The organism is Buchnera aphidicola (Hyperomyzus lactucae) (assembly GCF_005081705.1).
Lineage (GTDB): Bacteria > Pseudomonadota > Gammaproteobacteria > Enterobacterales > Enterobacteriaceae > Buchnera > Buchnera aphidicola_Y.
This window is the reverse complement of record NZ_CP034876.1, coordinates 47,007-67,571: the sequence shown is the minus strand read 5'-3', so window position 1 is coordinate 67,571 and position 20,565 is coordinate 47,007. Positions and strand designations below refer to the sequence as shown.

Sequence of the window (20,565 nt, the reverse complement as noted above, 5' to 3'; positions counted from 1 at the left end):
TTTTACATCTCAACAAAAAATCCAATGTTTTTAAGACGCCATAATTCAAGTTTTTTAATTCTTAATCGCATCAATTCATCTTTTATTTGATATCCCTTAAACCCTTTTTTCAAAATTAATGTAATTGAAATATTTTGTACAACAGAAAAACACTTTTCTAAAAAATAACTAGATTTAGATTGATTTAAAAAATTAAAATTACTTAATAATTGTAATTTTTTAACACGTTCAGGCTTTCTCCAGGCATCAATTTTTAAAAATAATTTTATAATATTTTTAGATGATTGATAATAAACAGTACTTAAAAAAAAACAAAAACCAGCATTTAAAACAGCTAAATCTCTGATATAGGATGGAATATTAAAACGTTTACATAAATTATTAATAATATAAGCAGAACATTCATTAAAAAATGTTTCTGAAGAATATGAATGAATTTGATTAATAGATAAAAATTGACAAAGATATGAAAAACGAATATCAACATCTTTATTAACAAGTGATATTTTAGCCAATCCCATTAATATAAAATTTTTATTAAGTATTTTTTTCAAAAAATCAATATTAAAAAATATTCTTTTTTCATATAAAGGATACATTTCTGGAAAAAATAATTGCAAAGCTTTACAAGTATATAAAACTTGAAAATATACATGGGGATTTAAAGTTTTAAAAGCCTTTTCAGTTTCATTCCATATTCTATGCGAAGTTAAATATAATAGTTCTTTTTTTTTCACTAAAATACACATTAATGACATAGTTTCTTTTGCGATTGTAAATCCCAAATGAACTAAAGTAGCAGCAAATCTTGCTGTACGCAAAATACGTAATGGATCTTCTGTAAAAGATTCTGAAATATGTCTTATTAAACCACATTTAATATCTTTTTTCCCTTGAAAAGGATCAATATAATTACCGTGCTCATCTTGAGCAATAGCATTAATTGTCAAGTCTCTTCTTATTAAATCTTCTTCTAAAGTAACATTTGAGCTATAATCAGTCTCAAAACCTGTATAACCTGTACCAGATTTTCTTTCTTTTCTTGCTAAAGCGTATTCTTCATGTGTTTCTGGATGTAAAAAAACTGGAAAATCCTTGCCTACTTGTTGAAAATTTTTTTCCAATAATATTTTTTTTGAACCACCAACAATTACCCAATCTTTATCTTTAACAGGTAAATTCAGTAAAGAATCACGAACAGCACCTCCAACTAAATATATTTTCATAATAATTTCTCATACTAAAAAATAAAATTTTTTTTAAGATAAAATATCTTAAATAGATTATTTATTATTTTTAATTTAACTCTTGTAATAATCTTATGGATCATATATAAAAATTATATTGTCTTTTGAAAATTGATAAAAATTTATATTTCTAAGAAATTTATTAAATATTTAATTATTTATTAAATCATTTATATTTATAGAGATAATATTATGAAGAAAAAACTAATCGATTTTACGAACACATTCGTACTAGTTGTTGGAGATATTATATTAGATTGCTATTGGTCTAGCAAAAGTAATTACTTATTATCTGAACAATTAACACCAATTCTATTAATTAATCAAGTTAAAAAACAACCAGGAGGCGCTGCTAATGTAGCTAAAAACATTGCAGAAATTGGAGGTAGTTCTAAAATTATTGGATTTATAGGTATGGATCATGAAGGTTTGATATTAAAAAAACTGATGACTCATATTAGGATTTATTGTGATTTTATTGCTATAAAAAAAAATAAAACAATTACTAAAATTAGGATTTTATCAGAAGAAAAACAATTAATGCGAGTAGATTTTCAAGAAAAATATATTTCTAAAAAAATTGACGTATTGTATAAAAAAATTGTTAATTCATTATCATATTTTAAAATTTTAGTATTATCAGATTATGCAAAAGGAACTTTAGTACATATAAAAAAAATAATTAATTTAGCAAAAAAAATGTCAATCCCGATTCTTATAGATCCGAAAGGAATAGATTTTAAAAAATATTCTGGTGCTAGTTTATTAACACCAAATCTTGCTGAATTTGAAAAAATAGTTGGAAAATGTTATAAAGAAAATGAAATTTTACAAAGAGGAATGAAATTATTATCTGAACTCAATTTATCGGCATTATTAGTAACTCGCTCTAAACATGGAATGACTTTATTTCAATCTCATAAAAAACCAATACATTTTCCCGCAATAGAAAAAATAGCATCTGATGTTACTGGTGCAGGAGATACAGTAATTGCTATAATTGCAACTTCTTTAGCAAAAGGATATTCTTTAGAAGAAGCATGTTTTTATGCAAACGTTGGTGCGAGTATAGTTATAAAAAAAATTGGCACTGAAACACTTACAATTAATGAGTTAAATGGAGTATTAAATTATCACTAAAAAATAATATTTATTTTGTTTAAAAAAACAATACGAGTAAATATTACTTATAACACTTACCTAAAAATATTATTCAAACTTCAAATTTCTACGTTGCTCTTAGATTTAATTCAATATATAATATAGATAATTCTTATTTTTATAAAAATTTTTAAAAATCAGATAAAACTTTATTAATATAGATTATTTTTTTAATCAGTTAATTTTATTAGGGTTTTTATGATGAACCGAAGACTCCTATCTGAATTTGGAACAGCTAAAGAAAGAATCCAAAAAGCTATACTTGCGTTAAAATCTGGTCAAGGAATTATTATATTAGATGACGAAAAACGTGAAAATGAAGGAGATCTTGTATTTTCATGCGAAAACATGACGGTAGAGCAAATGGCTTTAAGCATTCGGTATGGCAGTGGTATTGTATGTCTTTGTATTACCGAATCTAAATGTAAACAACTTAATTTACCTATGATGGTCGCAAAAAATACTAGTGCATATCGAACCGGATTTACAGTAACAATAGAAGCTTCAAAAAACATTTCTACTGGTGTATCAGCCCAAGACAGATTAACTACTATACAAACAGCAATGGCTGACAATGCTCAACCAAGTGACTTAAATAGGCCCGGACATGTATTTCCCTTAAGAGCCAATAGTGGTGGAGTTTTAGCTAGAGCAGGACACACAGAAGCTGCTATTGAAATTATCTCTCTAGCAGGTTTTAAACCCGCCGGAGTGATCTGTGAATTAACAAATAGAGATGGTACTATGGCTCGTACACCCGAAATAATAGCATTTTCTAAAAATAAAAAAATGCCAATAGTAACTATTCAAGACTTAATTTGGTATATTAAAAATACATAGATATATAATTGAAAAACATTTTAAGAAAATTTTTTATAACACATATTACTTATAGACCATTTTGGTTTTACTAATATTTCTAATTGAGGATATTCAGCTTCTTTATAACGTAATAAACCAAGATATGCAATCATTGCGGCATTATCTGTACAAAAATCTAAACTAGAAAAAAAAACTTGACCATTAAAATACTCTTTAACCATTTTTTCGGCCTTTTTTCGTAAAATATAGTTTGCACTAACACCACCAGCTATAATTAAACGTTTCCATTTTTTTTTAGTTAATGCCTTTTTGGTTTTAATTAATAATATATCAATTACTGCATCTTCAAAAGCCCTGGCAATATTGGCTTTTTCTTGTATACTTTGATTAGATTTTTTGATTACTTGAGCAGCATAAGTTTTTAAACCCGAAAAACTAAAATTCAAACTTGGATCATGTATCATAGGTCGAGGAAAGTAAAAAGATTTTTTAATTCCACTTCGAGCTAGTTTAGATAATTCAGGACCACCTGGATATTTTAATCCTAATAGTTTTGCTGTTTTATCAAATGCTTCACCTGCTGCATCATCTAAACAATTTCCTAATATTTCATATTCACCTAATCTATAAGCAGCAATAATTTGTGTATGTTTTCCAGAGACTAATAATCCAATAAATGGAAATTCGATTAACGTGCAATCTAACATTGGTGATAACAGATGCCCTTCCATATGATTAACTGGAATAACTGGGATATTCAAAGATAACCCTAAAGAACATGCAAACGTGGCGCCTACTAATAAAGAACCAACTAAACCAGGACCAGCAGTATATGAAATAAGATCAATACCTTGAAAAATCTTTTTTTTATAAAATATTTTTTTTAACAAAAAAATCATCGCTTTCATATGCTCTCGAGATGCTAATTCAGGAATAATACCTCCATACATATTATGTAATTTTTTTTGATTGTATATTTCATTTATCAAGAGTCCCTCTTCACTATCATAGATTGCAATACCTGTATCATCACAAGAAGTTTCGATACCTAAAACTTTCATAAGTTCACACCTAACTATTAAAAAATCAAAAATAAAAATATATTATGCTAATAGTATTCTCAAAATTATATTATAAAAATTTATTTAAAATAAAATTAAATATAAAAATGATACTTTACAATATAACACTTATTGATATAGGATCTATTATATTAAAAAATCTCCTAGAATCTGTTCTAATAAACCATTGAGGTCGATATTGGATGCCAGTAATAAAAGTACGTGAAAATGAACCATTTGATGTAGCACTGCGTCGCTTTAAACGATCTTGTGAAAAAGCTGGAATTTTGGCTGAAATTCGTCGAAGAGAATTTTATGAAAAACCCACTACTGAACGCAAGCGAGCAAAAGCTTCAGCTGTTAAACGTCTTGCTAAAAAACTTACGAGAGAAAATGCAAGACGTATTCGTATGTACTAAATATATTTTCAAACAATCAAAAAAAACCGTTCTTCTTCAAGAACGGAAATATAATTATAATTACAAAAATATATGTCTAGGAAAATACCTAAATATTTCATCAGTGAACTACTCTCTCGAACTAATATTGTAGAACTAATTAGCACACGTCTCACATTACAAAAAAATGGTAAAAACTACCGAACAAACTGTCCTTTTCATCATGATAAAACTCCATCTTTTACTGTCAGTCATGAAAAACAATTTTACTATTGCTTTGGATGTAATATATATGGAAATGCAATTGATTTTTTAATACAGTACGAACATTTAAGCTTTCTAGAAAGTATTGAAGAACTTTCAATAATTCATGGCATTAAAATACCTTTTAAAAGAACATTAGAAAATAATATTTATATTAAACAACAAAAATTATATTTACTAATGGAAAAAATGTGCAAACTATATCAAAAAAATATAACTAAAACTAGTTTAGCTTATCAATATTTAGCTAAAAGAGGGATCGATAAAAAGATGATTGATTCTTTTTTAATTGGATTCTCTAGTCTCGAATGGAATATTTTTTACAAAAACTGTTATATAAGCAAAGAATTTGAAAAAGAATTATTAAATAATAACATAATTTCTATTAGTAAAAAAGGATATAAATATGATCGATTTCAAGGGCGTATAATATTTCCTATACAAGACCATCATGGTAGAGTTGTAGGTTTTGGAGGTCGTTCATTAAACAATATTTTACCAAAATATCTTAATTCACCTGAAACAAATATTTTTCATAAAAGAAAACAAATTTACGGACTTTATCAAGTTAAAAAAAATCATACTAAACCAATGTATTTATTAGTTGTTGAAGGGTATATTGATGTTATAACACTCACACAATATAATATTAATTATGTAGTTTCTTCTTTGGGTACTGCAACAACAAGTGAACATATTCAAATTCTATTTAAAAATACGGACACAGTTATATATTGTTATGATGGTGATGATGCAGGAAAAGATGCAGCCTGGAGAACTTTAAAAAAAGCATTACCATATATATCAGATAAAAAAACATTAAAATTTATTTTGTTACCTAAAAACGAAGATCCTGATTCTATTATTAGAAAAGAAGGCAGAAAAAAATTTCAAATGCGTATCGATAATGCAATTACCATGCCAAAGTTTTTTTTTCAACATATATTAAAAAATATTGATTTATCTTCTAATGAAGACAAATTTCATTTAAGTGTACGCGCGTTACCTTTAATTAATATTATTTCTAGTGATACAATACGAATTTACTTACGTCAAATATTAGCTAGAATGATAGGGATTTTAGACGATAATCAATTTGAAAAATTTTTATACGAACAAGAAATAAAAAAAAGTCAAAAATCATACTTTCAAATCAAAAGAACACCAATGCGAACTCTTATAGGACTACTTGTACAAAATCCTAGTCTATCAAAAATAGTACCTACAACGATAAAATTAAAAAATTTAAAAGTAAAAGGACTCCCTATTTTTTTGGAAATCTTAAAAACATGTCTTGATAATCCCAATATTAATACAGGTCAATTATTAGAATTCTATAGAGATACTGAAATAATTAATATTTTAAAGATTTTAGCAAGATGGGATCTTATGATAGTTAAAAAAGAAATTCAAAATATGTTTTTAGATTTATTAACAAATATATATGATAAAATTCTTGAAGAAAGACAAGAATACTTGATTGCACAAGAAAGAGTCAAGGGATTAACAATGAATGAAAAAAAAGAAATTTGGTTTATTAATAAAAAATTATCAAAAAAAGTAAAATTAAGTGTTTTAAAACATTAGACACTGATTATATGTATTAAAAATTTAAGATAATTTTATTATTCATTATTGACGGAATAGTCAATTAATATTCATTAAATTAACCGAATCTGGATATCATCTTATGGATCAAAACCCACAGTCGCAACTTAAGCTACTTGTTACACATGGTAAGGAGCAAGGGTATTTAACCTATGCAGAAGTTAATGATCATCTACCAGAAGATATTATTGATTCTGAACAAATCGATGATATCATTCAGATGATTAATGATATGGGAATTCCAGTAGTTGAAGAAGCACCGGATGCTGATGATTTAATCTTAAATGAAATAAACACAGATACAGATGAAGATGCAGTCGAAGCAGCAACACAAGTATTATCTAGTGTAGAATCAGAATTGGGCCGTACTACTGATCCTGTTCGCATGTATATGAGGGAAATGGGAAGTGTAGAATTATTAACACGAGAAGGAGAAATTGATATAGCCAAACGTATCGAGGAAGGAATTAATCAAGTTCAATGTTCAGTTTCTGAATATCCTGAAGCTATTACTTATCTTCTTGAACAATACGATCGTATTAAAACTGGTCAAATAAGATTGTCTGATATAATAACAGGTTTTGTAGATCCTAATGCAGAAGAAATATTTTCTCCTACAGCAATTCATATAGGTTCTGACCTTTTAGATGAAGAACAAAACACTGAAGACGATGAAGAACCAAATGCTCAGGAAGATGAAGATGATAACAGTATAGATCCAGAATTAGCTAATGAAAAATTTTCTGAATTAAGAATACAGTATAACAATACAAATAATACAATAAAAACTAAAAATAGAACACATAAAGATTCATTATTAGAAATTTATAATCTTTCAGAAGTTTTTAAACAATTCAGACTCGTTCCTAAACAATTCGATCATTTAGTTAATAATATGCGCTATATGATGGAAAGAGTACGAAGACAAGAAAGAATTATCATGAAATTATGCGTTGAAAAATGTAAAATGCCAAAAAAAAATTTTATTAAAATTTTTCCAGGGAAAAAAATTAATAATAATTGGTTAATAAAAGAACAAAATAAAAATCAACCATGGTCTGAAGATTTAAAAAAGGTTCAAGAAGACGTTTCTATTAGTATTAAAAAATTAATTAAAATAGAAAAAGAAACTGGTTTAACAATTGAACAGGTAAAAGATATTAACAAAAGAATGTCTATAGGAGAAGCAAAAGCTCGAAGAGCAAAAAAAGAAATGGTAGAAGCTAATTTAAGATTAGTTATTTCTATTGCAAAAAAATACACAAATAGAGGATTGCAATTTTTAGATTTGATTCAAGAGGGAAATATTGGTTTAATGAAAGCAGTAGACAAATTTGAATATCGTCGTGGTTATAAATTTTCAACTTATGCTACTTGGTGGATTAGACAAGCAATTACTCGTTCCATTGCCGATCAAGCTCGTACTATTCGAATACCAGTTCATATGATTGAAACAATCAATAAACTCAATCGTATCTCTAGACAAATGTTACAAGAAATAGGTCGCGAACCTACTCCAGAAGAATTATCTGAAAAAATGCTTATCCCTGAAGATAAAATTAGGAAAGTATTAAAAATAGCCAAAGAACCAATATCTATGGAAACTCCTATTGGAGATGATGATGATTCACATTTAGGTGATTTTATCGAAGATACCACTTTAGAACTACCACTAGATTCTGCTACATCTGAAAGTTTAAGATCAGCAACACATGACGTTTTATCAGGTTTAACAGCTCGTGAAGCCAAAGTGCTACGTATGCGTTTTGGAATAGATATGAATACTGATCATACTTTAGAAGAAGTTGGAAAACAATTTGATGTAACTCGAGAAAGAATTCGTCAAATAGAAGCAAAAGCACTTAGAAAACTACGTCATCCAAGTAGATCAGAAGTATTGCGTAGTTTTTTAGATGATTAAAATAACATTGTTTAATATAAAATAAAACTTCTGTACTTAATATTAGTAATATATTTATATTACCTTTCTTCAATAAAAACAGAAGTTTTTATTTTATATAGATGAAAATTTAAATTAAATACCATCTCCATATTGAAATCTATTAATATATGAAAAATCATTTAATGCTTCTTGAGAAGAATACTTTTGACTATCTAATGGATTAACAATTTTTGCCGGAACTCCAACAACTGTTACATATGGAGGAACATTTTTTAGAACTATTGAACCCGCACCTATTTTTGCTTCTAAACCTACTTCAATATTTCCTAAAATTTTTGCCCCAGCACCGATAATAACTCCTTTTCGAATAGTAGGATGTCTATTTTTACTAAAATTCTTTCCTGTTCCTCCTAATGTTACTGAATGAAAAATTGAAACATTATCTTCTATAATCACACCCTCCCCAATAACAATGCCCGTCGCATGATCTAGCATGACACCAGATCCAATACAAGCAGCCGGATGAATATCAACTGAAAATTCCGAAGATATTCTATTTTGTAAATATTTAGATAATGAAGTATTTTTAATCCCCCAAAGATAATGGCTTAATCTATAAGCTTCTAGTGCATGAAAACCTTTTAAATATAATAAAGGTGTTAAATAATCTTTAACTGCTGGATCTCGCTGTAATATAGCTTGAATATCTTGTACTATAAACTTTAACATAAAAGAATTATTTAAATAAATGTTATCAAATATATTTTGTATTTTTTTTTCAGAAACAATAGATGTAGATAATTTATTTGCTAATATATAACTTAAAGAACTATTTAAATTTTTATGCTTTAATATACTATTATAATAAAAATCTGATAAAATTGGTTCTTTTTTCAATAAAATAGAAACTTCGAAAATTATTTTTTCCCATATTTTTGATATTTCTAAAAAATACATAATTTTCTCCTCAATAAATGTTTATAGTGTTTTATAATTATCATTTATACTTTTTTTTCAAATTTTATATGATTGTAATAAATCGCATCAAAGTTGATAGGTTCAAGATTCATCTGTGGAAAACTGCCATAAGATATTAAATTAGATATACATGTACGAGCATAAGGAAATAAAATATTTGGACAATAAGAGTATAAACAATGTTTTAGTTTTTTTTCGTTCAAATTGGCAATAAAAAAAATACCCGCTTGATCTACTTCACACAAAAACACTAAATCTTCTTTAATTTTAACAATAACTCTCACTTGTAAAACAATTTCAAAAATATTATCTTCTATTTTTTTAGACGTCGTATTTAAATTCAATTGTACAACCGGTTTCCAACTTACATGAAAAATATTTGGTGTATTAGGTGCTTCAAAAGAAGCGTCTTTTATATAAATACGTTGAATTTCAAAGGATTTTTTTTTGATTTTTTCTTCTGACATAATATATCCATAAAAATTAATAAGTATATATTCGTTAAAAAATTTTAATTTGATTAAAGTTTTTTAAAGTAATAAAAAATAAATTTATTCAAGAGAAATCATACATTTATATCTTCATAAAATAATTGTTAAGATTTTTTTTCTTTGGTAACTAGTGGCAAATATTCTAAATTCCAGGAATGTATACCATTGTTTAAAATATAAATATGATTAAATCCGTATTTTAAAAATGCTTGAATACATTTATTATATTTATATGTTTCATTTAATATAAGAATAATAGGAGAAGATTTATATATTTCTATTTCTTTAAAGTTGCTTAAAAAAATTTTGTTTAATGGAAAATTAATAGAATTAACAATATGACCTTTGTTAAAAAAATCTGAGGAACGAGTATCAATTATAATAGCACGATGTTGATTGATCAGTTTAATTGCTTGAATATTATTAATAATTTTAGATTTAATAAATATATTTCTTATTGATAAAAATATTGCTAAAACAAGAAAAAAAAACCATATAATAAAAAGTATAATATTTTCACTAATGAACAACATTACATCTCGCATAAATTATATTTCCTATATTTTATATATTAATTTTGTTAGTGATATTATTAACTAGCATTTAAAAAATTTTAAATACTAGTTAACAATAATACAAAAAAAATAAAACATTAAAAAATATTTAATCTTTTTTTCGCCTTGATAATTTCTTCATAAACTTGAGATGGTGCCACACCACCTTGAGATATTCTTTTTTCAAGACAAGCTTCTAAAGTGATATTTTGATATATATCATCTTCAATAAGATTACTATAAATTTTAAATATAGATAACTCTAAATTATTTAAAGATTTTTTTTCAGTAATTGCTCGAAGTACTAATTGACCAGATATATTATGCGCTTCACGAAAAGGTACTCCTTTTTTTACTAAATAATCCGCAATTTCTGTGGCGTTAGAATATCCTTCTTCTGCAGCTTTACGACACGATTTATTTTTAATTTTAATATTTTTTAATACTAGCATTGCTATGCATAAACAATCATTCCATGTTTTTATTGCATCAAATAAACCTTCTTTATCCTCTTGCATATCTTTATTATAAGATAAAGGGAGAGATTTTAATATCACTAAAATAGACATCAAAGAACCATGAACACGCCCACATTTAGCACGAATGAGTTCTAATGCATCTGGATTTTTTTTTTGCGGCATTAGAGAGGAGCCTGATGTAATTAAATCAGATAGTTCAATGAAATCAGCTTCACCAGAATTAAAAAAAATTAAATCTTCAGAAAATCTCGATAAATGCATCATACTAATTGATGCAGATGATAATAATTCAATAATATAATCTCGATCAGAAACACTATCTAATGCATTATTAGTAGCAGAATCAAAACCCATCGATAAAGCAAGTTCTTCACGATTAATATTCCAAGCTGTTCCAGATAAAGCACCAGAACCTAAAGGACTTACATTTAATCTCTTTAAAACATCTTCTAACCGACTAGCATCTCTTCTTAACATTTCTACGTAAGCTAAACACCAATAAGAAAAAGTAATAGGTTGAGCTCGTTGTAAATGAGTATATCCCGGCATAATTATATTATAATTTGACTCAGCGCTTAAAACAAAATGTTTCTGCAAATCAATAATATTCTCTAATAAAATATAAATCTTACTTCTACACCACAATCTTAAATCAGTAGTAATTTGATCGTTACGACTGCGACCAGTGTGTAATTTTTTACCTAATTTCCCAATTTTATTAATAAGCTTTTCTTCAACCCAACTATGAATGTCTTCACAATTACTTGAAATAATATTTTGAGTTTTGTCTTTAATTTCTCTTAATAACAAAAGAAGTGCAGACTCTATTGTCATTTGTTCTTTTTTAGTTAGAATACCACTCTTCATTAGAGTTTTAGACCAAGCAATTGAAGCAATTATATCTTCTTCTGCTAAAACATAATCAAAAGACAATGACGTATTAAATTTTTTAAACAACTCATGAGATTCATTAATGAATCGTCCACCCCAAAGTGTCATATATTTTCTCTATAAAAAAATGCAAAAATAATATTAACTTCCATAGTTAAAAGTCTTTTTTTTCTTTTTTAAAATTATTTCAATTGATTTTTAGCACGTATTCTTGAAGAAAGAGAAAAAAGACGAATAAAACCATGTGCATCTGATTGTTCATAAACTTCATCTTCACCAAAAGTTGCATATTCTATAGAATATAACGAATTAGGTGAGTTTTTTTGAACAGCTGTTACACTTCCTTTATATAATTTCAATACGACTTCTCCATTGATTTGAGATGCTAAAGAATTAGCAGCAGCTTGTAAAGATTGCCGTATTGGAGAAAACCAACGTCCATCATATACAACTGAAGACATTTCTAATCCTATTTTTTCTCGCCACTGAAAACTTTCACGATCTAATACTAGTTGTTCAATTGCTTTTATAGCTGTAGTAATAATAGTTCCACCAGGTGTTTCATAACATCCCCTAGATTTGATTCCAATTAATCTATTTTCAATAATATCAATTCTCCCAACTCCATGCTTTGAACCAAAATAATTTAATTTTTCTACACACTGTAATGGATTCATTTTTTCATGATTAACCGATATTACAGAACCTTCTTCTATCTTTAATAAAATATATTCGGGTTTTTCTGGAGCATCTTCAGGATTAACTGTCCAATCCCAACAATCTTCATTAGATTGATTCCAAGGATCTTCAAGTAATCCTCCTTCTGTAGAAATATGCCAAGAGTTTTCATCTTTACTGTAAATTTTGTCTAGTGTTGCTTTTATAGGAATATTTCTTTCATGTAAATATTTTAATAATGATTCCCTTGAATTAAGATTCCATTCTCGCCATGGAGCTATTACATGCAAGTTTGGTGCTAATGCTGCATAAGTCATTTCAAAGCGAACTTGATCATTACCTTTACCAGTAGCACCATGACATAATGAATCTGCTCCAATATTTAATGCTAGTTCTACTTGTTTTTTTGCAATAATAGGCCTAGCTAATGCTGTTCCTAACAAGTAGTTACCTTCATATAATGCACCGGTTTTTAAAATAGGATATACATAATCTTTTATAAATTCTTCTTTTAAATCAAAAATATGACAACTAGACGCCCCAGACTTAAGCGCTTTTTTTTCGATCCCATTTAAATCTTTTTTAGATTGTCCTATATCGGCAACAAAAGCAATCACTTCAACATGATAATTTTCTTTAAGCCATGGAATGATTGCTGAAGTATCTAAACCACCCGAATAAGCTAAAACAACTTTATTAATATTTTTCTGAATCATTGTTTACACCTACTATATTTATAGTAAAATTAATTAAAAACTCGTGTACCAATATTTATACCATTAAACAACAGCTTTAATTCTTCTGTATTTTGCCAACTAGCTATATCCACGGAACGATGTAAAATTTTTACTGCTTCTAACGCTGCATTTACTTTTATAATCATACCGTCAGTAATAATTCCTTGTGCAATCAATTTTTGAGCTTGAATACTATTAATTTCTGGAATTCTTTGACCTTTTCCATCTAATACAGAACTTATATCAGATAATAAAATTAAATTAGCTTGTAAAGTAGTGGCCAATGCTGTTGCTGCTAAATCAGCATTCACATTCATTAATAAACCGTCATTAGTAATTCCGATAGAACTAATAATTGGCAACATTCCTTCTTTGCATAGTTTAGTTAAAAACAAAGGCGATCCTGGTGTTACTTTTCCTACATGCCCTAAATCTTCATCTAATTTTTCCACATGAATACTTTGACCATCTGCTAAGCATAATCCTACAGCATTTATTTTATATTTTAATGCCCATGCAAGAAGGGTTTTATTAGCAGTTCCAGCTAATGCGCCTGTAATAATGTTAATATGTTCAAATGGAGTAATACGTAAACCATTTTTCTTTTGTATTGGCAAAGAAAGTTTCTTCATTAAATCATCAATTAAACGACCTCCTCCATGAACTATTAATACGTGACGTTTATAAGATTGTCGATAATCAACTAATGCTTTAAATAAACGCATCATAGCTTTATCACTTTCTAAAAGAACACCACCTAATTTGATAACTAAAGGATTCATAATAAATACCTCATTGTTAATTAGATAATTGATTCTGTTTCAGAAAAACCAAACCGAATATTAAAACACTGTACTGCTTGTGCAGCAGCACCTTTTAACAAATTATCTTCTGCAGCCACAACTACTATATATTTATCTTTAATAACAAAACCAATATCACAAAATGGCGAATTTTCCACTGATTTAATACTGGGTAAAAATTTCTCAGATATACGAATTAAAGGCTTTTTTTGATATGTATTATAAAAAATGTTGTATATATCAACTGATTTGATATCATATTTTAATTTACATGTAATCGTAGTAATAATACCCCGAGAAAAAGAACCTAGATGTGGAATAAAAATTACTGGAATACCTAAATGCTCTATAATTTCAGGAGTATGACGATGAGTAAAAATATTATATGGTTGTAAACTTACTTCGCAAAAACTGTTATTTGCATTAGATTTCCTACCAGCACCACTGACACCACTTACAGCATTGATAATTGGTATATTTGTACCGCAAAGAATTTTTTCCTGTATAAGCGGTTTTAACGCCAATTGAATACAAGTTGCATAGCATCCTGGAACTGCAATTAGCTGTGCTTTTTTAATTTTTTTTTCTTGCCATTCCGCTAATCCATATACCGACTGTTCTAAAAGTTCTTTATATTGATGAACAAAACCATAATAATCTAAATACACTCTACTATTTCTTAATCTATAAGAAGCTGAAAGATCAAACACAACACAATTAGGTGACAAAAAGAAAGGAACGAGAGAATGACTTACATGATGATCTGTTGCTAAAAAAACGGCATCAATATCTTTTTTAATTAGATTTGCATTGCTTATAGATTCAAATTTTAAATCTATAATATTTTTAAATTGTTGATGAACATCAGAAAACGATTTACCTATATCTATACTATTTTTTGAAACAAATATCTTTTTTATACTGGCAAAAGTATGACGATTCATATAATTTACTAATTCTGCACCAGCATATCCACTAGCACCAACAATTAATATATTCAACATAAAGTTAATACACCTTAAATAAAAACTACGATTTATAAATTAAATAATGTATTTGACTTTATAATAAAAATATATTTAATATTATTAATATATTGATCAATTGTCTATTTATGAATAAAATATTTTGAATGTCAACAATAAATTTTTAAAGTGTTTTATATGAAAAGAAAAATACCATCTTTTATTGAAATATATAGGTCATTAATTAAAATCCCTACAATTAGCAGTGATAATATACTCCTTGATAAAAGTAATAAAAATTTTATTGATTTGTTATCTAATTATTTTGCTGATTTAAATTTTTCAATACAAACTAAGCAGATTATTCATACTGATAAGTATAACATGTTAGCTCGTATCGGTTCAGGACAAGGAGGACTGCTATTATCTGGACACTCAGATACAGTAGATTTTGATGAAAAAACATGGACTAAAGATCCATTTACATTAACTGAACAAGATAATAAATTTTATGGATTAGGAGCAATAGATATGAAAGGTTTTTTTGTTTTTATATTAGATGTCATATCTTCTATAAATACAAAAAAACTCACTAAACCAATTTATATTCTTGCGACAGCTAATGAAGAAACAGACATGTCTGGAGCTAAGTATTTTATAGAATCTAGCACTATTAAACCCGAATGTATAATAATAGGAGAACCTACATCTTTACAATTAATAAATGCACACAAAGGACATATATCTTATTCGATTGAAGTTATCGGGAAAACTGGACATGCTAGTAATCCGGAAGATGGTATTAACAGTATTGAAATCATGCATAGTATTATTCAGCGCTTATTATTATTAAAAAATTTTTTAAAACAAAAATATCAGCATAAAAATTTTTCTATTCCGTATCCAACTATGAACTTGTCTTCTATACATGGAGGCGACGCAATTAATCGGATTTGTTCTATATGTACATTAAATTTAGAAATACGACCTATACCAGGATTAACTTTATTGCAAGTAGAAAAATTAATTCAAGAAAACTTACAATCAATAATAACAAGGTGGTATAATCGTATTTTTATAAAAAAACTCTATTCTTCTATTCCTTCCTATCAATGTTCTTATAAAAAAAATACTACTAGAATAGTAGAAAAATTATGCAAATCAAAATGTACAACAGTAAATTACTGTACAGAAGCACCTTTTCTTCAAAAAATTGCACCAACTTTAATATTGGGACCTGGTTCTATTGAGCAAGCACATCAACCTGATGAATATTTAGACATGTCTTTTATTAAACCTACAAAAAATATTATCAATAAATTAATACATGCATTTTGTTTTTAAATCGACGTATTTTTTATAAACCTAAAAGATGACAAATAGAATAAGTAATATCAGATTCATTTAAAGTGTAAAAATGAAAATTTTTTACTCCTTCAGAAGATAATTTTTTTACCATATCTATAGCTATACTAGCACCTATAATTTTCTCTGTCATAATATCATTATCAAGACCGTTGAAAAGTTCAAACATCCATTTAGGAATATGAACGTTTGTCATAGCTGCAAACTTCTTTAATTGTTTAAAGTTTAAAACTGGCAAAATACCTGGTATAATTTCTACGTTGATTTTATTTTTAATACAATTGTCTCGGAAATATAAATAATTATGAATATTAAAAAAAAATTGAGTAATTGCTCTATTTGCACCTGCATCAACTTTTTTCTTTAAATTAATAATCTCACATGTCATGTTTTGTGATTCTGGATGAAGTTCAGGATAAGTAGCCACAGAAATATCAAAATTAGCAATTTTTTTCAATAATATGACTAAATCTAAAGCATACATTTTATGTTTATAATGTTTTTCTAACGTATCACCTCTGAGCGCAACAATACTTGTAATATTATTGTCCCAATAATGTTTTGCTATTTTTTTTAATTCAACAGGTGTAGAATCAACACAAGTCAAATGAGCAGATGTGAGAATTCCTGTTGTTTTATGTATCTTTTTTACAAAATTATATGTCTTTTCACGTTCGCCACTATTTGCACCATAAGTGATAGAAAAAAAATTTGGTTTTAATTTACTTAATTTTTTAACTGAACACCAAAGCTTTTCTTCTGCAATCACATTCTTGGGTGGAAAAAATTCAAAAGAACATTTTACTGTATTACGAAGATTTTCTATTTTTTGATTTATAATATCTCGATGATATTCAAAAAAAACATTCATTTGAAAGCTCCATGAAAATAATTTCATATTAAAAATTTTTATTAATATCAATAAATATAATCAAAATATCTATTGATAGTAAAAAAACTAAACAATATTTTTGATATTCTATGCACAAAAAAAATCATTTTTGCAATCAATCATTAAAAGATTTAAACACATTTGCAATAGATGTAAAAGCAAAAAAAATCATTTTTGCAAAAACAATTAAAGATCTTATTAATATCTCAAAAATGTGCAATATATCTAATACTCCTTATATAATTTTAGGAGAAGGAAGCAATACACTTTTTTTAGAAAACTATACAGGAGTAGTAATTATTAATCGAATTAAAGGTATTAAAATAACAGAAAAAAAAAATTTTTGGTTAATACATATTTTTTCAGGAGAAAAATGGCATGATTTAGTAAAATTCACTTTAAATTTAGGAATTTTTGGATTAGAAAATTTAGCTTTAATTCCTGGTTGTATAGGATCTGCAGCTATTCAAAATATTGGCGCATATGGTTTAGAATTTAAAGACTTTTGCCAATACGTGGATATATTATGTTTTAAAAAACATACAATTACAAGAATTAATAAAAATTCTTGCAAATTTTCTTATCGAAATAGTATTTTTAAAAATCAATATAGTAATCAATATGGTATTATTAGTGTTGGTATAAAAATAGTGAAAACATGGCGTCCAATTATTTTTTCTTCATTTCAAAAATATATCACACTAACAAATATTACTGCACACAATATTTTTAATCTCATATGTAAAATAAGAAAAAAAAAATTACCCGATCCCAAAAAAATTGGAAATGCTGGAAGTTTTTTTAAAAATCCTATTATTACAAAAAAAAAAGCAGAGAAACTTGCATCTTTATATCCAATACCCTTTTATCCTCAAAAAGATGGTTTAATAAAAATTTCTGGAGGATGGTTGATTGAAAATTATAAATTTAAAAATATTCACATTGGCGATGCAGCGATTTATGAAAAACAACAACTTGTATTAATTAACAAAAAAAATGCAACTTCTCAAGAAATTGTAAAATTAGCAAAAATAATACATACCTGTGTGTTTAAAAAATTCAATATATCATTGGAACCAGAAATAGATTTTATTGGACCAATAGGTAAAATAAAATCATCAGATATTTTTGAATTAAAAAAAAATAAAGTATAATATATTCTATAAATAATTAATTTTTTATAAAAAAACTTGCAATACGAATCAAAAATAATATAATATAGCTTATTTATAATTAATCTTATAAAATAATTCAAAAAAAGCAAGCCGGCTTAGCTCAGCAGGCAGAGCAACTGACTTGTAATCAGTAGGTCACCAGTTCGATTCCGGTAGCCGGCACCATATACAATAAAAAATTTATTTTTCAGGTGGGGTTCCCGAGCGGCTAAAGGGAGCAGACTGTAAATCTGCCGTCATTGACTTCGAAGGTTCGAATCCTTCCCCCACCAATTATTAACATACAATCTTATGCAATACGGATACAAAGCGGACATCGTATAATGGCAATTACCTCAGCCTTCCAAGCTGATGACGCGGGTTCAATTCCCGCTGTCCGCTAAAATAAAATTGCTGATATGGCTCAGTAGGTAGAGCACACCCTTGGTAAGGGTGAGGTCCCCAGTTCAATTCTGGGTATCAGCATAATTTAAAATTCATCTATTATCTTTATAATTTATCATTTTTTTTAAATTATCATCAAACCATTTATCATAAATCTCACCCAAATATTTTTTTTGAAATATTCTATATTTATTTCATAAATACTCGATCTATTGTAAAAAAAATAGTTCTATTATTTTTTTCTTAATTTAAAAAAGAAAAAATTTTTAGTAGATTGGCATATTTTTTCTATATTATTTTATAATTTGTAGGAGAAACTATGAATAAAAAAAATTGCAATCAAAAAAAAAATAAAATTTCAGAGAAAATGAAATGGTTGTCTATATATATACTTTTTATTCTATTATTTTTTATAAACTATTTTTATAAAACACAAATATTTGTTCAAATATTAATTATATCTTTTTTAATTCTATGTATTATTAAAATAATACTATCTACAAAAAAAGGAAAAAATTTATTTTTTTATATAAGTATGTCAAAAAATGAAATGCAAAAAATAACATGGCCTAAATATAAAGAAACTTTATATACTACGTTTATTGTTATTGCTGTAACCATTGTTATGTCTCTCCTTTTATGGGGACTAGATAGTATTATATTCCGTTTAATAGCATTTATTATTAGTTTAAGGTTCTAAAACATGTATGAGAGTCAAAAAAAAAGATGGTATGTACTACAAGCTTTTTCTGGATTCGAAGGTCGCGTAGCACAATCAATACGAGAACACGTAAAATTAAATGAAATGGAAAATTTATTTGGAGAAGTCATGGTTCCTTCTCAAGAAGTTGTTGAAATTAGAGGCGGACAACGTAGAAAAAGTGAATATAAATTTTTTCCTGGATATGTTTTAATTCAAATGATAATGACAGACTCAACTTGGCATTTGATAAGAAACGTTCCAAGAGTTTTAGGGTTTATTGGAGGAAAGTCAGATAAACCATCACCAATAAGCGATAAAGAAGTAGAAATTATCATTAATCGCTTGCGTCAAATTGGTGACAAACCAAGACCTAAAACTTTATTTGAACCGGGAGAAATGATTCGTGTAAATGATGGTCCTTTTTCAGACTTTAACGGCATTGTAGAAGAAGTAGACTATGAAAAAAGTAGACTAAAAGTGTCTGTTTCCATTTTTGGCAGATCTACTCCTGTGGAATTAGATTTTAGACAAGTTGAAAAAAATTAAAATTTTTATATAACACGAGAAAATAAATAATGGCTAAAAAAATACAATCCTATATCAAACTTCAAGTTTCAGCTGGAATGGCTAATCCTAGTCCACCTATTGGACCAGCGTTAGGTCAAAAAGGTGTTAATATTATGGAATTTTGTAAATTGTTTAATAAACAAACTGAAAATATAGAAAAAGGACTGCCTATCCCAGTAATTATTACAGTTTATTCTGATCGTTCATTTACTTTTATTACAAAAACACCTCCAGCTTCTATTTTATTGAAAAAATTGGCCGGAGTTAAATTGGGATCTAGCAAACCAAAATCAGAAACAATAGGAAAAATTACTCGTTCTCAAATAAAAGAAATAGCAACAATTAAAAATAATGATATGACGGGTTCTAGTATTGAAAGTATGATGCGATCTATTGAAGGAACTGCTAAATCTATGGGTTTAATTATTGAGGAATAATT

20 protein-coding genes and 4 tRNA genes are annotated in these 20,565 nt (G+C 27.0%); 14 read left to right on the top strand and 10 right to left on the bottom strand.

The features are described from left to right. Positions 1–2: 2 nt before the first annotated feature. Positions 3–1,226, bottom strand: coding sequence for a tRNA CCA-pyrophosphorylase (locus tag D9V68_RS00305; RefSeq protein WP_158357230.1), 1,224 nt, complete (start codon positions 1,224–1,226; stop codon positions 3–5). Between the two features lie 213 nt (positions 1,227–1,439). Between D9V68_RS00305 and rfaE1 the strand changes: the two genes are divergently transcribed. Together rfaE1 and ribB are read left to right on the top strand one after the other, a co-directional pair. Continuing rightward, positions 1,440–2,387: a D-glycero-beta-D-manno-heptose-7-phosphate kinase gene (rfaE1, locus tag D9V68_RS00300; RefSeq protein ID WP_158357228.1), complete on the top strand. Its 948-nt coding sequence runs from the start codon at positions 1,440–1,442 to the stop codon at positions 2,385–2,387. A 222-nt stretch (positions 2,388–2,609) separates the two neighbouring features. After that, entirely contained in the window at positions 2,610–3,248 is a 639-nt protein-coding gene (ribB, locus tag D9V68_RS00295) for a 3,4-dihydroxy-2-butanone-4-phosphate synthase (protein ID WP_158358234.1), read from the top strand. Between the two features lie 20 nt (positions 3,249–3,268). Here the strand turns inward: ribB and tsaD are convergent, their stop codons facing one another. After that, entirely contained in the window at positions 3,269–4,291 is a 1,023-nt protein-coding gene (tsaD, locus tag D9V68_RS00290; RefSeq protein WP_158357226.1) for a tRNA (adenosine(37)-N6)-threonylcarbamoyltransferase complex transferase subunit TsaD, read from the bottom strand. 203 nt (positions 4,292–4,494) lie between these two features. Here tsaD and rpsU point away from each other — a divergent pair, with 203 nt between their 5' ends. From rpsU to rpoD, 3 genes are all read left to right on the top strand, one after another. Continuing rightward, on the top strand, positions 4,495–4,710 hold the full coding sequence (gene rpsU, locus D9V68_RS00285) for a 30S ribosomal protein S21 (protein WP_158357224.1): 216 nt from the start codon (positions 4,495–4,497) through the stop codon (positions 4,708–4,710). A 72-nt stretch (positions 4,711–4,782) separates the two neighbouring features. Next, positions 4,783–6,540, top strand: a complete 1,758-nt coding sequence (dnaG, locus tag D9V68_RS00280; RefSeq protein ID WP_158357222.1) for a DNA primase — start codon at positions 4,783–4,785, stop codon at positions 6,538–6,540. A gap of 103 nt (positions 6,541–6,643) precedes the next feature. Further along, positions 6,644–8,482: an RNA polymerase sigma factor RpoD gene (gene rpoD / locus D9V68_RS00275; protein WP_158357219.1), complete on the top strand. Its 1,839-nt coding sequence runs from the start codon at positions 6,644–6,646 to the stop codon at positions 8,480–8,482. 114 nt (positions 8,483–8,596) lie between these two features. Here rpoD and cysE read toward each other — a convergent pair whose 3' ends face one another. The 7 genes from cysE to argC form a co-directional block, all read right to left on the bottom strand. Continuing rightward, the gene (gene cysE / locus D9V68_RS00270) at positions 8,597–9,421 is read right to left on the bottom strand and encodes a serine O-acetyltransferase (RefSeq protein WP_158357217.1); all 825 of its coding nucleotides are present in this window, start codon (positions 9,419–9,421) and stop codon (positions 8,597–8,599) included. Between the two features lie 44 nt (positions 9,422–9,465). Further along, entirely contained in the window at positions 9,466–9,909 is a 444-nt protein-coding gene (gene secB / locus D9V68_RS00265; protein ID WP_158357215.1) for a protein-export chaperone SecB, read from the bottom strand. Positions 9,910–10,037: 128 nt separating this feature from the next. Further along, the gene (locus D9V68_RS00260; RefSeq protein WP_158357213.1) at positions 10,038–10,478 is read right to left on the bottom strand and encodes a rhodanese-like domain-containing protein; all 441 of its coding nucleotides are present in this window, start codon (positions 10,476–10,478) and stop codon (positions 10,038–10,040) included. Between the two features lie 107 nt (positions 10,479–10,585). After that, entirely contained in the window at positions 10,586–11,965 is a 1,380-nt protein-coding gene (gene argH / locus D9V68_RS00255) for an argininosuccinate lyase (RefSeq protein ID WP_158357211.1), read from the bottom strand. Positions 11,966–12,039: 74 nt separating this feature from the next. Next, positions 12,040–13,251: an argininosuccinate synthase gene (locus D9V68_RS00250; protein ID WP_158357209.1), complete on the bottom strand. Its 1,212-nt coding sequence runs from the start codon at positions 13,249–13,251 to the stop codon at positions 12,040–12,042. A 29-nt stretch (positions 13,252–13,280) separates the two neighbouring features. Further along, positions 13,281–14,054, bottom strand: coding sequence for an acetylglutamate kinase (gene argB / locus D9V68_RS00245; protein WP_158357207.1), 774 nt, complete (start codon positions 14,052–14,054; stop codon positions 13,281–13,283). A 20-nt stretch (positions 14,055–14,074) separates the two neighbouring features. Further along, complete coding sequence (gene argC / locus D9V68_RS00240) at positions 14,075–15,079, bottom strand: N-acetyl-gamma-glutamyl-phosphate reductase (protein ID WP_158357205.1); 1,005 nt, start codon at positions 15,077–15,079, stop codon at positions 14,075–14,077. A 159-nt stretch (positions 15,080–15,238) separates the two neighbouring features. On the opposite strand from argC, the gene argE reads away from it, so the two are divergent. Beyond that, a complete protein-coding gene (gene argE / locus D9V68_RS00235; protein WP_158357203.1) occupies positions 15,239–16,384 on the top strand; it encodes an acetylornithine deacetylase in 1,146 nt (381 codons plus the stop codon). 13 nt (positions 16,385–16,397) lie between these two features. Here argE and metF read toward each other — a convergent pair whose 3' ends face one another. Further along, complete coding sequence (metF, locus tag D9V68_RS00230) at positions 16,398–17,276, bottom strand: methylenetetrahydrofolate reductase (RefSeq protein WP_158357201.1); 879 nt, start codon at positions 17,274–17,276, stop codon at positions 16,398–16,400. 110 nt (positions 17,277–17,386) lie between these two features. Between metF and murB the strand changes: the two genes are divergently transcribed. The 8 genes from murB (at position 17,387) to rplK (ending at position 20,563) form a co-directional block, all read left to right on the top strand. Beyond that, a complete protein-coding gene (murB, locus tag D9V68_RS00225; RefSeq protein WP_158357199.1) occupies positions 17,387–18,451 on the top strand; it encodes a UDP-N-acetylmuramate dehydrogenase in 1,065 nt (354 codons plus the stop codon). Positions 18,452–18,561: 110 nt separating this feature from the next. Further along, positions 18,562–18,637 (top strand) — tRNA-Thr (locus D9V68_RS00220). 25 nt (positions 18,638–18,662) lie between these two features. Further along, positions 18,663–18,744, top strand: a tRNA-Tyr gene (locus D9V68_RS00215). A 37-nt stretch (positions 18,745–18,781) separates the two neighbouring features. Then, positions 18,782–18,853 (top strand) — tRNA-Gly (locus tag D9V68_RS00210). Positions 18,854–18,864: 11 nt separating this feature from the next. Beyond that, positions 18,865–18,937, top strand: a tRNA-Thr gene (locus D9V68_RS00205). Between the two features lie 238 nt (positions 18,938–19,175). Next, the gene (secE, locus tag D9V68_RS00200; RefSeq protein WP_158357197.1) at positions 19,176–19,556 is read left to right on the top strand and encodes a preprotein translocase subunit SecE; all 381 of its coding nucleotides are present in this window, start codon (positions 19,176–19,178) and stop codon (positions 19,554–19,556) included. 3 nt (positions 19,557–19,559) lie between these two features. Continuing rightward, a complete protein-coding gene (nusG, locus tag D9V68_RS00195) occupies positions 19,560–20,105 on the top strand; it encodes a transcription termination/antitermination protein NusG (protein WP_158357194.1) in 546 nt (181 codons plus the stop codon). A gap of 29 nt (positions 20,106–20,134) precedes the next feature. Then, positions 20,135–20,563, top strand: a complete 429-nt coding sequence (rplK, locus tag D9V68_RS00190; RefSeq protein WP_158357190.1) for a 50S ribosomal protein L11 — start codon at positions 20,135–20,137, stop codon at positions 20,561–20,563. Positions 20,564–20,565: the final 2 nt, after the last annotated feature.